Origin of the sequence: Enterobacter sp. NFIX59 (assembly GCF_900113755.1) — a bacterium.
In the GTDB taxonomy this organism is placed as follows: Bacteria; Pseudomonadota; Gammaproteobacteria; order Enterobacterales; family Enterobacteriaceae; genus Enterobacter; species Enterobacter pseudoroggenkampii.
Map to the genome: position 1 here is coordinate 944,812 of NZ_FOQN01000001.1, position 13,055 is coordinate 957,866.

Annotated in this window: 10 protein-coding genes; 5 read left to right on the top strand and 5 right to left on the bottom strand. The window is 58.6% G+C overall.

Annotation, left to right across the window (positions count from 1 at the left end; all coding sequences use genetic code 11):
• Window positions 1-4: 4 nt before the first annotated feature.
• Both efeO and efeU read right to left on the bottom strand, forming a co-directional pair.
• On the bottom strand, window positions 5-1,132 hold the full coding sequence (gene efeO, locus BM007_RS04625) for an iron uptake system protein EfeO (protein ID WP_048989838.1): 1,128 nt from the start codon (window positions 1,130-1,132) through the stop codon (window positions 5-7).
• Between the two features lie 40 nt (window positions 1,133-1,172).
• Window positions 1,173-2,006: an iron uptake transporter permease EfeU gene (efeU, locus tag BM007_RS04630; protein ID WP_032648962.1), complete on the bottom strand. Its 834-nt coding sequence runs from the start codon at window positions 2,004-2,006 to the stop codon at window positions 1,173-1,175.
• Between the two features lie 251 nt (window positions 2,007-2,257).
• On the opposite strand from efeU, the gene BM007_RS04640 reads away from it, so the two are divergent.
• On the top strand, window positions 2,258-3,442 hold the full coding sequence (locus BM007_RS04640; protein ID WP_024908972.1) for a NupC/NupG family nucleoside CNT transporter: 1,185 nt from the start codon (window positions 2,258-2,260) through the stop codon (window positions 3,440-3,442).
• Between the two features lie 71 nt (window positions 3,443-3,513).
• Here BM007_RS04640 and BM007_RS04645 read toward each other — a convergent pair whose 3' ends face one another.
• Window positions 3,514-3,933, bottom strand: coding sequence for a DUF3574 domain-containing protein (locus BM007_RS04645; protein ID WP_032648964.1), 420 nt, complete (start codon window positions 3,931-3,933; stop codon window positions 3,514-3,516).
• A 113-nt stretch (window positions 3,934-4,046) separates the two neighbouring features.
• Window positions 4,047-5,555 (bottom strand): sodium/proline symporter PutP, encoded by a 1,509-nt coding sequence (gene putP / locus BM007_RS04650; RefSeq protein WP_090417397.1) that lies wholly within the window; start codon window positions 5,553-5,555, stop codon window positions 4,047-4,049.
• Window positions 5,556-5,978: 423 nt separating this feature from the next.
• Between putP and putA the strand changes: the two genes are divergently transcribed.
• Together putA and BM007_RS04660 are read left to right on the top strand one after the other, a co-directional pair.
• Window positions 5,979-9,941 (top strand): trifunctional transcriptional regulator/proline dehydrogenase/L-glutamate gamma-semialdehyde dehydrogenase, encoded by a 3,963-nt coding sequence (putA, locus tag BM007_RS04655; protein ID WP_090417399.1) that lies wholly within the window; start codon window positions 5,979-5,981, stop codon window positions 9,939-9,941.
• A gap of 51 nt (window positions 9,942-9,992) precedes the next feature.
• The gene (locus tag BM007_RS04660; RefSeq protein WP_024909640.1) at window positions 9,993-10,388 is read left to right on the top strand and encodes a lysozyme inhibitor LprI family protein; all 396 of its coding nucleotides are present in this window, start codon (window positions 9,993-9,995) and stop codon (window positions 10,386-10,388) included.
• Here the strand turns inward: BM007_RS04660 and rutR are convergent.
• On the bottom strand, window positions 10,385-11,023 hold the full coding sequence (rutR, locus tag BM007_RS04665) for an HTH-type transcriptional regulator RutR (RefSeq protein ID WP_045417154.1): 639 nt from the start codon (window positions 11,021-11,023) through the stop codon (window positions 10,385-10,387). The genes BM007_RS04660 and rutR overlap by 4 nt on opposite strands.
• Window positions 11,024-11,268: 245 nt before the next feature.
• Between rutR and rutA the strand changes: the two genes are divergently transcribed.
• Both rutA and rutB read left to right on the top strand, forming a co-directional pair.
• Complete coding sequence (gene rutA / locus BM007_RS04670; protein WP_023617762.1) at window positions 11,269-12,360, top strand: pyrimidine utilization protein A; 1,092 nt, start codon at window positions 11,269-11,271, stop codon at window positions 12,358-12,360.
• Window positions 12,360-13,049 (top strand): pyrimidine utilization protein B, encoded by a 690-nt coding sequence (gene rutB, locus BM007_RS04675; RefSeq protein ID WP_090417400.1) that lies wholly within the window; start codon window positions 12,360-12,362, stop codon window positions 13,047-13,049. Before rutA ends, rutB begins: the two co-directional genes overlap by 1 nt.
• Window positions 13,050-13,055: the final 6 nt, after the last annotated feature.

A 13,055-nucleotide genomic window follows, 5' to 3' on the forward strand; every position in this document is an offset into this window, starting at 1 on the left:
GTGCTTAGTCCAGACCCAGTACGCCACGCAGCAGAGAGAGATCTTCCGCCAGGGCGGTGATCGGACCTTTCAGCGCGTTGCGGTCGGCATCGGTCAGCTTGTCGTAGGTCTCAAACCCGTCTTTGGTGCGGTACTTCGCCAGAATGGTGTCGACCTTTTTGAAGTTGGCATCCACTTTGGCCAGCAGCTCGCCGTTCTCTTTCTGCAGCTGAGGACGCAGCAGGTTAACAATTTTCTGCGCGCCGTCGACGTTAGCCTGGAAGTCCCACAGGTCGGTATGGCTGTAGCGATCTTCTTCGCCGCTGATTTTGCTCGCGGCCACTTCTTCAATCAGCCCGGCCGCACCGCCCACCACTTTTGATGGCGGGAAGGCCAGCTCGCTGATGCGCTTTTGCAGCTCCAGCACGTCGCTGTTCAGCTGGTCGGCATACTTCTCCATCCCTTTGGCAGAATTATCGCCAAACAGGGCTTTCTCCAGACGGTGGAAACCGGTGAATTTCGGATCGGCCGCTTTCTGCTCGAAATCATCTTCGCGGGCGTCAATGCTGCCATCAAGGTCAGAGAACAGCTCGGCGATCGGCTCGATGCGCTCGTAATGCTGACGGGTTGGCGCATAGAGGGATTTCGCTTTTTCGATATCCCCGGCCTTCACCGCATCGGTAAAGGCTTTGGTTGCCGTCGCCAGCTCCGCCGTCTCTTTGGTGACGTAGGCTTTATACGCGGTAATCGCATCGCCCAGGCTCAGCACCGCAGCGCCTTTCGCCGCATCGGCCGTCGCTTCACCTTTGACGATCAGCTTCCCTTTAGGGTTGGTCAGCAGACCGCAGGTCATCTCATACTCGCCCGGCTGCAGGTTGGCGGTCATCTTCTGGCTGAAGCCAGGGGCGATATTTTCACGCTCCTCCACCACCAGAACCCCTTTCAGGATCTCCCACTCCAGCGCCTTCTGGCTGTGGTTCTGAATAATGAACTGGGTTTTGCCGCTGTTCACCGTGAGGGTCATCGGCTCGCACTGCTTGTCGTTGACGGTGACCTTTACCTGTGGAACATCCGCGCCCCAGGCGGAGAATGCAGAAGCGAACAGCGCGGCAATGCCTGCGCATAACGCACTACGACGGAACTGAATTGCCATGACTCTTCCCTTTAAAAGTATGTTGTAACTAAATCTAAGATTACGGCGCAACGCGCGACGCCTGCGTGCCGGTACGCGGCGGCATAGCGAACAGCACCAGCGCCGGAACCAGATAAATAAAGTACATCGCCACTTCGCTGACGCTCGGCGTTTCCTGATAGCCGAAGATACCTTCGAGCAGGGTGCCGGTCAGAGAGTGCGTGGAGAGGACGTTGCTGAGGTCGAACGCCACGTCCTGGAAGTGGTTCCACAGGCCCGCTTCATGGAAGGCGCGAATCGCCCCTGCCGCCAGACCCGCGGCCACCAGCAGAATAAACAGGCTGGTCCACTTGAAGAAGGCGCCCAGGTTCAGGCGGATACCGCCCCAGTACAGCAGAAAACCGAGCACCACGGCCGTGGCGAGGCCCAGCATGGCCCCCAGCGGCGGCCAGATCCCCACATCCTGCTGAAACGCCGCCAGCAGGAAGAAAACAGACTCCAGCCCTTCGCGCGCGACGGCGAAAAAGACCATCATAATGAGCGCCCAGCCGTGGTTATTGCCCTTTTGCAGCGCGTTATCCACCGCCTGCTCCAGCTGCACCTTCACGTTACGGGAGACCTTACGCATCCAGAACACCATCCAGGTGAGGATCACCACCGCAATCACGGCGACGATACCCTCAAACAGCTCCTGCTCTTTCTGCGGAAACTCGCCGGTGGTTTCGTTGATGAGAATACCGAGGCCCAGACAGAGCGCCGCGGCAAGGAATACCCCGATCCACATGACGCCAATCCAGCGCCCGCGCTGGGTTCGCTTCAGATAACTGGCGATGAGGCTCACGATAAGGGCGGCTTCGAGCCCTTCACGTAACATAATGAGAAATGGAACAAACATGCCGACACCTTAAATGTTTATCGCGGTCAACTGATGCAAAGAAAGGTAAATTCTTGTGATAGTGATTATCATTACGGCAGAAAGAAACACAAGCGAAATGTGCGGTGTTTTGATAACGAGTTGTAAACGCCCAGCCTGATAATAGTTTCAGGTGTTATCGTTAAGTTTATAAGTTATAACGAAAATGCCCATTTACGCTGATTCAGGGCTGTGGCTAAATAACCGCCTCAAACACCTGGTGAAATTAAATTATGTTTAAAATTGTCCATTTCCTGCTGGCGCTGGTCATTATTCTCGCGCTTGCCTGGCTGGTGAGTTTCGACCGCCGAAAAATTCGCATTCGTTTTGTTTTACAGCTGATTGTCATAGAAATTGCTCTGGCGTTCTTTTTCCTGCACGCCGAAAGCGGGTTATTCCTGATTAAATACGTCTCAGGATTTTTTGAGTCGCTGCTCAAATTTGCCGGTGAAGGTACCAATTTCGTCTTTGGCGGCATGGGAGAAAAAGGGCTGGCGTTCATTTTCCTCGGCGTACTTTGCCCGATTATTTTTATTTCCGCGCTGATTGGTATTCTTCAGCACTGGCGGATCCTGCCGATTTTTATTCGGGTAATCGGTACGCTGCTGTCAAAACTGAACGGTATGGGCAAGCTGGAATCCTTTAACGCGGTGAGTTCGCTGATCCTCGGTCAGTCAGAAAACTTCATTGCCTACAAAGGCGTGCTGGGCGATCTCTCCTCTCGTCGTCTCTTCACCATGGCAGCCACGGCGATGTCGACGGTCTCCCTGTCGATTGTCGGGGCGTATATGACCATGCTCGACGCTAAATTTGTCGTCGCGGCGCTGATTCTGAACATGTTCAGCACCTTTATTATTCTCACGGTCATCAACCCGACGCGCCCGGAAGCGGAGCCGGATATCAAACTGGAAAAACTGCATGAATCGCAGAGCTTCTTCGAGATGCTTGGCGAGTATATTCTGGCCGGTTTTAAGGTGGCGATGATTATTCTGGCGATGCTGATTGGTTTTATCGCGCTTATTAGTGCCGTTAACGCCCTCTTCTCCAGCGTATTTGGTATGAGCTTCCAGCAGATCCTCGGCTATGTATTTTATCCCCTGGCATGGCTGGTAGGGATTCCGCTGAGCGATGCCTTAAACGCGGGCAGCATTATGGCAACCAAGCTGGTGGCGAATGAATTTGTGGCGATGATTGAGCTGCAAAAAATAGCGCACCAGATGTCCCCGCGCGGGCTGGGCATTTTATCCGTCTTCCTGGTGTCGTTCGCGAACTTCGCCTCCATCGGCATCGTGGCCGGGGCGATTAAGGGCCTGAACGAGCAGCAGGGTAACGTGGTGTCGCGGTTTGGTCTGCGCCTGGTGTACGGTGCGACCCTGGTGAGCCTGCTGTCGGCGAGCTTTGCGGGGTTGGTGCTGTAAGTTTTGTGCCGGGTGGCGCTGCGCTTACCGGGCCTACAAAACAACAACGGCGGGTTATCCCGCCGTTTTCATTAAAACTGCACGCACACCGGCTGGTCGACACGCATCACCGACTCCTGCGCGAAGCGTGATTTATAAATCCCGCGCAACGCTTCGATGTTCTTCTCGCTCTGCGCATCTTTACCGTGGATCAGCATCAACGCCTTGCTCGGTTCACGCGCCACTTTTCCGTCGTTCCCCAGCCACTGCCCGCGGGCATCAAACACCGTTAGGCCATCGCGGAAACGCGGCGTCACGTCCTGGTCAACAAACTGCTGCCATTCGTTGCTGGTGATCTGCGCCCCGGCAGGACGGTTTAAGCCGAAATAGAGCGTGGTTTGCTGCATCTGGTTATCCGCTTTGCAGGTTTCTACCGCCGCATGTTGCGATGGCGCGTTGCAGCCCGCCAGCATCAATAATGCTGCCGCCATTAACCCTGTTTTGATTGTCATGCTTCGCTATCCTCATTGTTATAAGCACAGCGATATCAACGTAAATTGCAGAATTTAGCAAGAGAGGTTTATTCCCTCTCCCCTTTGGGGAGAGGGTTAGGGTGAGGGGAGAATTATTCCGGCTGCAGCTTAGACGGCGGTGCGGAGTGGTAGTGCGCGTCTGCTTCCGCAAAGCGTTTCTGCATGGAGGCAGACGGTGCTTTACCCAGCAGGCTGAAGACCACGATACCGATGCTGCCGAAGATGAAGCCTGGGATGATTTCGTACAGGCCCAGCCACGCGAACTGTTTCCAGACGATAACGGTCAGCGCACCGATAATCATTCCCGCCAGCGCGCCGTTACGGGTCATACGTGACCACATGACGGAGAACAGCACGACCGGACCAAACGCCGCACCAAAGCCCGCCCACGCGTAGCTCACAAGGCCCAGCACGCGGTTTTCCGGGTTGGCCGCCAGCGCGATGGCAATCAGCGCCACCACCAGCACCATAAAGCGCCCTACCCACACCAGCTCTTTCTGGCTCGCGTTTTTACGCAGGAAGGCTTTGTAGAGGTCTTCGGTGATCGCACTGGAGCAGACCAGCAGCTGGCAGCTCAGGGTGGACATTACCGCCGCCAGGATCGCGGAGAGCAGAATACCGGCAATCCACGGGTTAAACAGAATCTGCGCCAGCTCGATAAACACGCGCTCGGCGTTCTGGTTTACCGCGCCCGCCTGCGCCGGGTTATTGCTGAAGTAGGCAATACCGAAGAAGCCGACCGCACACGCGCCCGCCAGACACAGAATCATCCACGTCATACTGATGCGGCGCGCATGAACGATGGTATGGTGAGAATCCGCCGCCATAAAGCGCGCCAGGATGTGCGGCTGACCGAAGTAGCCCAGACCCCAGCCCATCAGGGAGACGATGGCGACAAAGTTCAGCCCTTTCAGCATGTCGACGTTTTCGATGCTCTTCTGCTTGATCACTTCCAGCGAATCGCCAAAGCCGCCAACGGTGAAAATCACAATCACCGGGGTCAGGATCAGGGCGAAGATCATCAGGCTCGCCTGCACGGTGTCGGTCCAGCTTACGGCCAGGAAGCCGCCCACGAAGGTATAGAGGATGGTCGCCGCCGCACCGGCCCACAGGGCGGTTTCGTAGCTCATGCCGAAGGTGCTTTCGAACAGACGCGCGCCGGCCACAATGCCGGAGGCACAGTAGATGGTGAAGAACAGCAGGATAACCACCGCGGAGATAATGCGCAGGATGCGGCTGTTATCTTCAAAACGTCCGGTGAAGTAATCCGGCAGCGTCAGGGCGTTGTTGTTGGCCTCGGTGTGCACGCGCAGACGGCCTGCCACCAGCTTCCAGTTGATCCACGCGCCGACGGTCAGGCCGATGGCGATCCAGCTTTCCGAAATACCGGAGATGAAAATCGCGCCCGGCAGCCCCATCAGCAGCCAGCCGCTCATGTCGGATGCGCCCGCAGAAAGTGCGGTCACCATCGGGCCTAAACTGCGTCCGCCCAGAATGTAGTCGTCAAAGTTCTTCGTTGACCGCCACGCCAAAAACCCTATCAGGATCATGCCAAAAATATAAACGAGAAATGTCACCAGCATCGGTGTGCTAATAGCCATTCAAATTCTCCAAAAGTGTCGAGCGACAGCCGTCCGGGCTGCCTTGTTATATGATCACCGGAACGAGGTGAATGTATCTTGTGTTTCGGTTGGGCGCGCTATCCTGCCGTATGCGCCTTCCGCTGACAAACGATTTAACACTGCATTTACATCAATTTCATCCCCGGTTTGATACAAGTTTCCTGTAGGTTGCACTCGCTCACGCTTTTACGGGTTGCACCTTTTAAAAGTGTTAACTCCCGCATAAAAACAGGCTTCCCGGGACAAAGGCAGCACGTTTTTCCAGCTAACCATCCGTTAACAATTCATTCATTTCCCGGGTTGCAAACCAGGTCACATTTAACACGGTTGCACAAAGTTGCAACATGGTGGATATTTCACGCTAACGACCAAACACGATGAAAGCACAACAGGAGCTTTGGCATGGGTATGACCACCATGGGGGTTAAGCTGGATGACGCAACCCGCGAACGGATTAAGACCGCAGCGACCCGCATTGACCGCACGCCGCACTGGTTAATTAAGCAGGCGATTTTTAACTATCTCGAAAGACTCGAGAGCGACGAGGGCCTGCCGGAGCTGCCTGCCCTGCTCGCCGGTGCCGCCAATGAAAGCGAGGAAGCGCCAGCCGCTGGCGATGAAAGCCATCAGCCGTTCCTCGAATTCGCCGAGCAGATCCTGCCGCAGTCCGTCAGCCGTGCCGCCATCACCGGCGCGTACCGCCGCGCCGAAACCGACGCCGTACCGATGCTGCTGGAGCAGGCTCGCCTGCCGGAAGCCGTTGCCGCCCAGGCGCACAGCCTGGCGTACCAGCTGGCTGACAAACTGCGTAACCAAAAAACCGCCACCGGCCGCGCCGGGATGGTTCAGGGTCTGCTGCAGGAATTTTCCCTCTCCTCACAGGAAGGCGTGGCGCTGATGTGCCTGGCAGAAGCGCTGCTGCGTATTCCGGATAAAGCCACCCGCGACGCGCTGATCCGTGACAAGATCAGCAACGGTAACTGGCATTCCCACATTGGCCGCAGCCCGTCGCTGTTCGTTAACGCGGCAACCTGGGGCCTGCTGTTTACCGGCAAGCTGGTCTCTACCCATAACGAAGCCAACCTGTCCCGCTCCCTGAACCGCATCATCGGCAAGAGCGGCGAGCCGCTGATCCGCAAAGGCGTGGACATGGCAATGCGCCTGATGGGCGAGCAGTTCGTCACCGGGGAAACCATTGCCGAAGCGCTGGCGAACGCCCGCAAGCTGGAAGATAAAGGTTTCCGCTACTCGTACGACATGCTCGGCGAAGCGGCCCTGACCGCCGCCGACGCGCAGGCCTATATGGTCTCTTACCAGCAGGCGATCCACGCCATCGGTAAAGCGTCCAACGGTCGCGGTATTTATGAAGGCCCGGGCATCTCGATTAAGCTTTCCGCCCTGCACCCGCGCTACAGCCGCGCGCAGTACGACCGGGTGATGGAAGAGCTCTACCCGCGCCTGAAGTCCCTGACCCTGCTGGCGCGCCAGTATGACATCGGCATCAACATCGACGCCGAAGAGGCCGACCGTCTGGAGATCTCCCTCGACCTGCTGGAAAAACTGTGCTTCGAGCCGGAGCTGGCGGGCTGGAACGGCATCGGCTTCGTTATCCAGGCCTACCAGAAGCGCTGCCCGTTCGTCATTGATTACCTGATTGACCTGGCCAGCCGCAGCCGCCGTCGCCTGATGATCCGTCTGGTGAAAGGGGCCTACTGGGACAGCGAAATCAAACGCGCCCAGATGGAAGGGCTGGAAGGCTATCCGGTCTATACCCGCAAGGTCTATACCGACGTCTCTTACCTCGCCTGCGCGAAAAAGCTGCTCGGCGTGCCGAACCTGATCTATCCGCAGTTCGCCACCCACAACGCCCACACCCTGGCGGCAATCTACAGCCTGGCCGGGCAGAACTACTACCCGGGCCAGTACGAATTCCAGTGCCTGCACGGCATGGGTGAACCGCTGTATGAGCAGGTGACCGGTAAAGTGGCGGACGGCAAGCTGAACCGCCCGTGCCGTATCTATGCTCCGGTGGGTACCCACGAAACCCTGCTGGCGTACCTGGTGCGTCGCCTGCTGGAAAACGGCGCGAACACCTCCTTCGTTAACCGCATCGCTGACACCACCCTGCCGCTGGACGAGCTGGTGGCCGACCCGGTGCAGGCCGTAGAGAAGATGGCGGCCCAGGAAGGCCAGATTGGCCTGCCGCATCCGAAGATTGCCCTGCCGCGCGAGCTGTACGGCAAAGGTCGCGTTAACTCGGCGGGCCTGGATCTCGCCAACGAACACCGTCTGGCATCCCTCTCCTCTGCCCTGCTCAACAGCGCATTGCAGAAGTGGCAGGCCAAACCGATGCTGGAGCAGCCCGCTGCTGACGGCGACATGCAGCCTGTTATCAACCCGGCAGAGCCAAAAGATATCGTCGGCTACGTGCGTGAAGCCACCGATGCGGAAGTGGATCAGGCGCTGGACAGCGCTGTGAATAACGCTCCTATCTGGTTCGCCACGCCGCCACAGGAGCGTGCCGCCATTCTGGAGCGCGCGGCGGTGCTGATGGAAGATCAGATGCAGTCGCTCATCGGTATTCTGGTGCGCGAAGCGGGTAAAACCTTCAGCAACGCCATCGCCGAAGTGCGCGAGGCGGTCGACTTCCTGCACTACTACGCCGGTCAGGTGCACGATGATTTCGACAACGAAACCCACCGTCCGCTCGGCCCGGTCGTCTGTATCAGCCCGTGGAACTTCCCGCTGGCGATCTTCACCGGCCAGATTGCCGCCGCGCTTGCCGCAGGCAACAGCGTGCTGGCAAAACCGGCAGAGCAGACCCCGCTGATTGCCGCACAGGGCATCAATATTCTTCTGGAAGCCGGCGTACCGGCGGGCGTGGTCCAGCTGCTGCCGGGCCGCGGTGAAACCGTGGGCGCCAAACTGACCTCCGATAACCGCGTGCGCGGCGTGATGTTTACCGGTTCGACCGAAGTGGCCTCGCTGCTGCAGCGCAACATTGCCACTCGTCTGGATGCACAGGGTCGTCCTACGCCGCTCATCGCGGAAACCGGCGGCATGAACGCCATGATCGTTGACTCCTCCGCCCTCACCGAGCAGGTGGTGGTCGACGTGCTGGCCTCCGCCTTCGACAGCGCAGGTCAGCGCTGCTCCGCCCTGCGCGTGCTGTGCCTGCAGGACGACGTGGCGGACCACACGCTGAAAATGCTGCGCGGCGCGATGGCCGAATGCCGCATGGGCAACCCGGGCCGTCTCACCACCGACATCGGGCCGGTGATCGACGCGGAAGCCAAAGCCAACATCGAAAACCACATTCAGACCATGCGCGCGAAAGGCCGTCCGGTGTTCCAGGCGGTGCGTGAAAACAGCGAAGATACCCGCGAGTGGCGTACCGGCACCTTTGTGCCGCCTACGCTTATCGAGCTGGCGAGCTTCGACGAGCTGAAAAAAGAGGTCTTCGGTCCGGTACTGCACGTGGTGCGCTACAACCGTAACAACCTCAACGAGCTGGTTGAGCAGATCAACGCCTCCGGCTATGGCCTGACGCTTGGCGTACATACCCGTATCGACGAGACCATCGCGCAGGTAACCGGCAGCGCCAAAGTGGGCAACCTGTACGTTAACCGCAACATGGTTGGCGCGGTCGTGGGCGTGCAGCCGTTCGGCGGTGAAGGCCTTTCCGGCACCGGTCCGAAAGCGGGCGGTCCACTCTACCTGTACCGTCTGCTGGCGAACCGACCGGAGAACGCGCTGGGCGTCACCCTGGCACGTCAGGATGCGGAATATCCGGTGGATGCACAGCTGAAAACCGTGCTGACGCAGCCACTTGAAGCCCTGATCGCCTGGGCGGAAAAACGTCCTGAACTGCGTGCCGTGGCGCAGCAGTACGGCGAGCTGGCACAGGCCGGTACGCAGCGTCTGCTGCCGGGGCCGACCGGCGAGCGCAACACCTGGACGCTCATGCCGCGCGAACGCGTACTGTGCGTGGCCGATAACGAGCAGGACGCGCTGGTGCAGCTGGCTGCCGCGATGGCAACCGGGTGTGAAGTGCTGTGGCCGGACGATGCGCTACATCGCGATCTCGCCAAACAGCTGCCGAAAGCGGTCTCGGCCCGCATTCACTTCGCGAAAGCCGATGCGCTGCTGACGCAGCCGTTTGATGCCGTGATTTATCACGGTGATTCCGACCAGCTGCGCGAACTCTGCGAGCAGGTTGCGGCCCGCAGCGGGGCAATTGTTTCGGTGCAGGGCTTCGCCCGCGGTGAAACCAACCTGCTGCTGGAACGCCTGTATGTAGAACGCTCTCTCAGCGTCAATACCGCGGCGGCAGGCGGTAACGCCAGCCTGATGACAATCGGCTAACGCTGTGCTAATAAGGCTCCGGAGACGGAGCCTTATTTAATTGGGGAGTGTATGAAACGATTTCTTATCGCAGGCGCAGCACTGCTGCTAAGCGCCAGCGCGCTGGCCGACGAGTGCGACAAAGCGACCACCCAGCTTGAACTGAATACCTGTAGCGCGCAGCAGTACCAGGCTGCCGATAAAAAGCTCAACCAGACCTATCAGGCCGCCATCAAGCGTGCGGCTGCCCCCCAGCGCGATCTGCTGAAAAAAGCGCAGCAGGCGTGGATTGCCCTGCGCGACGCGGACTGTGCGTTTATCGGTTCGGGGACGGAAGGCGGGAGCGTCCAGCCAATGATTGTTAACCAGTGCCTGGCGGAAAAAACCGTGGAGCGCGAAGCGTTTCTGGCCTCGCTGATGCAGTGCGAAGAGGGCGACTTAAGCTGCCCTCTCCCACCGGGGAACTAACGCAGGCGGATCCCTTCGATAATCATCCGCTGCACGTTTTCCAGGGTGCTGTGGAAAAACGCTTCGTCCTGGAGCGTTTTTCCAGTCACCGCCTCGACCTGGGCCGCAAAGTCAGCGTAATGCTGGGTGGAGGCCCAAATCATAAAGATCAGATGATGCGGATCGACCGGAGCCAGTTTTCCGCTGGCCACCCATCCGGCGATAATGGCCGACTTATCGTCCACCAGCTGTTTTAAATCTCCGGTTAATTCCGCCTGCAACAGCGGCGCCCCCTGCAGCATCTCAAGACAAAACAGTCGTGAAGCCTGCGGGTAATCGCGCGACACCTCCAGCTTCAGGCGAATGTACTCTTTGATCGCCACCAGCGGGGCCAGCTCTTCGCGGAACGCTTTCAGCGGCGCCAGCCAGATATCGAGGATCTGCTGCATCACCGCGACATACAGCGCCTCTTTCGACGGGTAGTAGTAGAGCAGATTGGTTTTGGATACCCCGGACTGCTCCGCCACCTGCTCCAGGCGCGTGCCGTGAATACCAAACTGCGAAAAGGTCTCCAGCGCCGCGCTGAGGATCGCCTGTTTCTTAGCGCTCACCGCCTGCGAACGTTTACCTGGTGTTTTCACTGCGCCTTGTGCCATTCCCGCTCTCCTTATTCTGCGTTGCCCTCAGCATAGCAAAACCCCCGTCTCGTCACGACATTCTGCACTCCGATCGCGCATGAATGCCTGTTTTCTGTGCAATGTTTTTGACCAGTTAGTCCACATTTAATCCAATCAAACCACCAACTTCTGATTAACACATTAATAACACAGCCATTTTCAAAACTGGCACTGCCTTTGCAAAAACACCGTTACACCTGCGACGTAATGAAGAGAGGTTCGTGATGAAAATTGGCGTATTTGTACCCATCGGCAACAACGGCTGGCTTATCTCGACCACTGCACCGCAATACATGCCGACCTTTGAGCTAAATAAAGCCATCGTGCAGAAAGCGGAGCACTACCATTTCGACTTTGCGCTTTCGATGATCAAGCTGCGCGGCTTTGGCGGCAAAACCGAATTCTGGGACCACAACCTGGAGTCCTTCACCCTGATGGCCGGGCTGGCCGCAGTCACCTCGCGGATCCAAATCTACGCCACCGCCGCCACGCTCACCCTGCCCCCGGCGATCGTGGCGCGCATGGCCTCCACCATCGACTCCATCTCCGGCGGGCGCTTTGGCGTCAATCTGGTCACCGGCTGGCAAAAACCGGAGTACGAGCAGATGGGGCTCTGGCCGGGGGACGATTACTTCTCGCGTCGCTACGACTACCTGACCGAGTACGTGCAGGTGCTGCGCGATCTGTGGGGTACCGGAAAAAGCGATTTCAAAGGTGACTTCTTCACCATGAACGACTGCCGCGTCAGCCCGCAGCCGTCGGTGCCGATGAAGGTGATTTGCGCCGGGCAGAGCGACGCGGGAATGGAATTCTCGGCGAAATACGCCGACTTTAACTTCTGCTTCGGTAAAGGTGTGAACACGCCTGCCGCCTTCGCCCCGACCGCCGCGCGCATGAAAGAAGCCGCCGACAAAACCGGGCGCGACGTGGGCTCCTACGTGCTGTTTATGGTGATTGCCGACGAAACCGACGACGCGGCGCGCGCAAAATGGGAGCGCTATAAGGACGGCGCCGACGAGGAAGCCCTGAGCTGGCTCACCGAGCAGAGCCAGAAGGATACCCGCTCCGGCGCGGACACCAACGTTCGTCAGATGGCCGACCCGACCTCCGCCGTCAATATCAACATGGGCACCCTGGTCGGCTCGTACGCCAGTGTTGCGAGAATGCTCGATGAAGTGGCGGCCGTTCCCGGGGCGGAAGGCGTCCTGCTGACCTTCGATGACTTCCTCACCGGTGTGGAGACCTTCGGCGAGCGCATCCAGCCGCTGATGCAGTGCCGCGCCCACATTCCTGCCGTCACGAAGGAGGTGGCGTAATGACAACCCTTAACGCACGCCCGGAAGCCATCACCTTTGCGCCGCAGCAGAGCGCGCTGATCGTGGTGGACATGCAAAACGCCTACGCCAGCCAGGGCGGCTATCTGGATCTGGCGGGGTTCGACGTCTCCGCCACCCGACCGGTGATTGAGAACATTAAAACCGCCGTCGCCGCCGCGCGCGCCGCGGGCATGCTCATCATCTGGTTCCAGAACGGCTGGGACGATCAGTACGTCGAGGCCGGCGGCCCCGGCTCGCCCAACTTCCACAAGTCGAACGCCCTGAAAACCATGCGTAAACGGCCCGAGCTGCAGGGCAAACTGCTGGCGAAGGGCGGCTGGGATTATCAGCTGGTGGATGAACTGGTCCCGCAGGCGGGTGATATCGTCCTGCCGAAACCGCGCTACAGCGGCTTTTTCAACACCCCGCTCGACAGCCTGCTGCGCAGTCGGGGCATTCGCCATCTGGTGTTCACCGGCATCGCCACCAACGTCTGCGTGGAGTCGACCCTGCGCGACGGCTTTTTCCTCGAGTATTTCGGCGTGGTGCTGGAAGACGCGACCCATCAGGCCGGGCCGGAATTTGCCCAGAAGGCGGCCCTGTTCAATATCGAAACCTTTTTTGGCTGGGTCAGCTGCGTCAATGATTTCTGCGACGCCCTGAATCCTCCGCTCGCCCGTATCGCCTGAGGAGAC

Coding starts and splice junctions, on each gene's coding strand:
- efeO (WP_048989838.1), bottom strand. CDS start 1,132: ATGGCAATTCAGTTCCGTCGTAGTGCGTTATGCGCAGGCATTGCCGCG.
- efeU (WP_032648962.1), bottom strand. CDS start 2,006: ATGTTTGTTCCATTTCTCATTATGTTACGTGAAGGGCTCGAAGCCGCC.
- BM007_RS04640 (WP_024908972.1), top strand. CDS start 2,258: ATGTTTAAAATTGTCCATTTCCTGCTGGCGCTGGTCATTATTCTCGCG.
- BM007_RS04645 (WP_032648964.1), bottom strand. CDS start 3,933: ATGACAATCAAAACAGGGTTAATGGCGGCAGCATTATTGATGCTGGCG.
- putP (WP_090417397.1), bottom strand. CDS start 5,555: ATGGCTATTAGCACACCGATGCTGGTGACATTTCTCGTTTATATTTTT.
- putA (WP_090417399.1), top strand. CDS start 5,979: ATGGGTATGACCACCATGGGGGTTAAGCTGGATGACGCAACCCGCGAA.
- BM007_RS04660 (WP_024909640.1), top strand. CDS start 9,993: ATGAAACGATTTCTTATCGCAGGCGCAGCACTGCTGCTAAGCGCCAGC.
- rutR (WP_045417154.1), bottom strand. CDS start 11,023: ATGGCACAAGGCGCAGTGAAAACACCAGGTAAACGTTCGCAGGCGGTG.
- rutA (WP_023617762.1), top strand. CDS start 11,269: ATGAAAATTGGCGTATTTGTACCCATCGGCAACAACGGCTGGCTTATC.
- rutB (WP_090417400.1), top strand. CDS start 12,360: ATGACAACCCTTAACGCACGCCCGGAAGCCATCACCTTTGCGCCGCAG.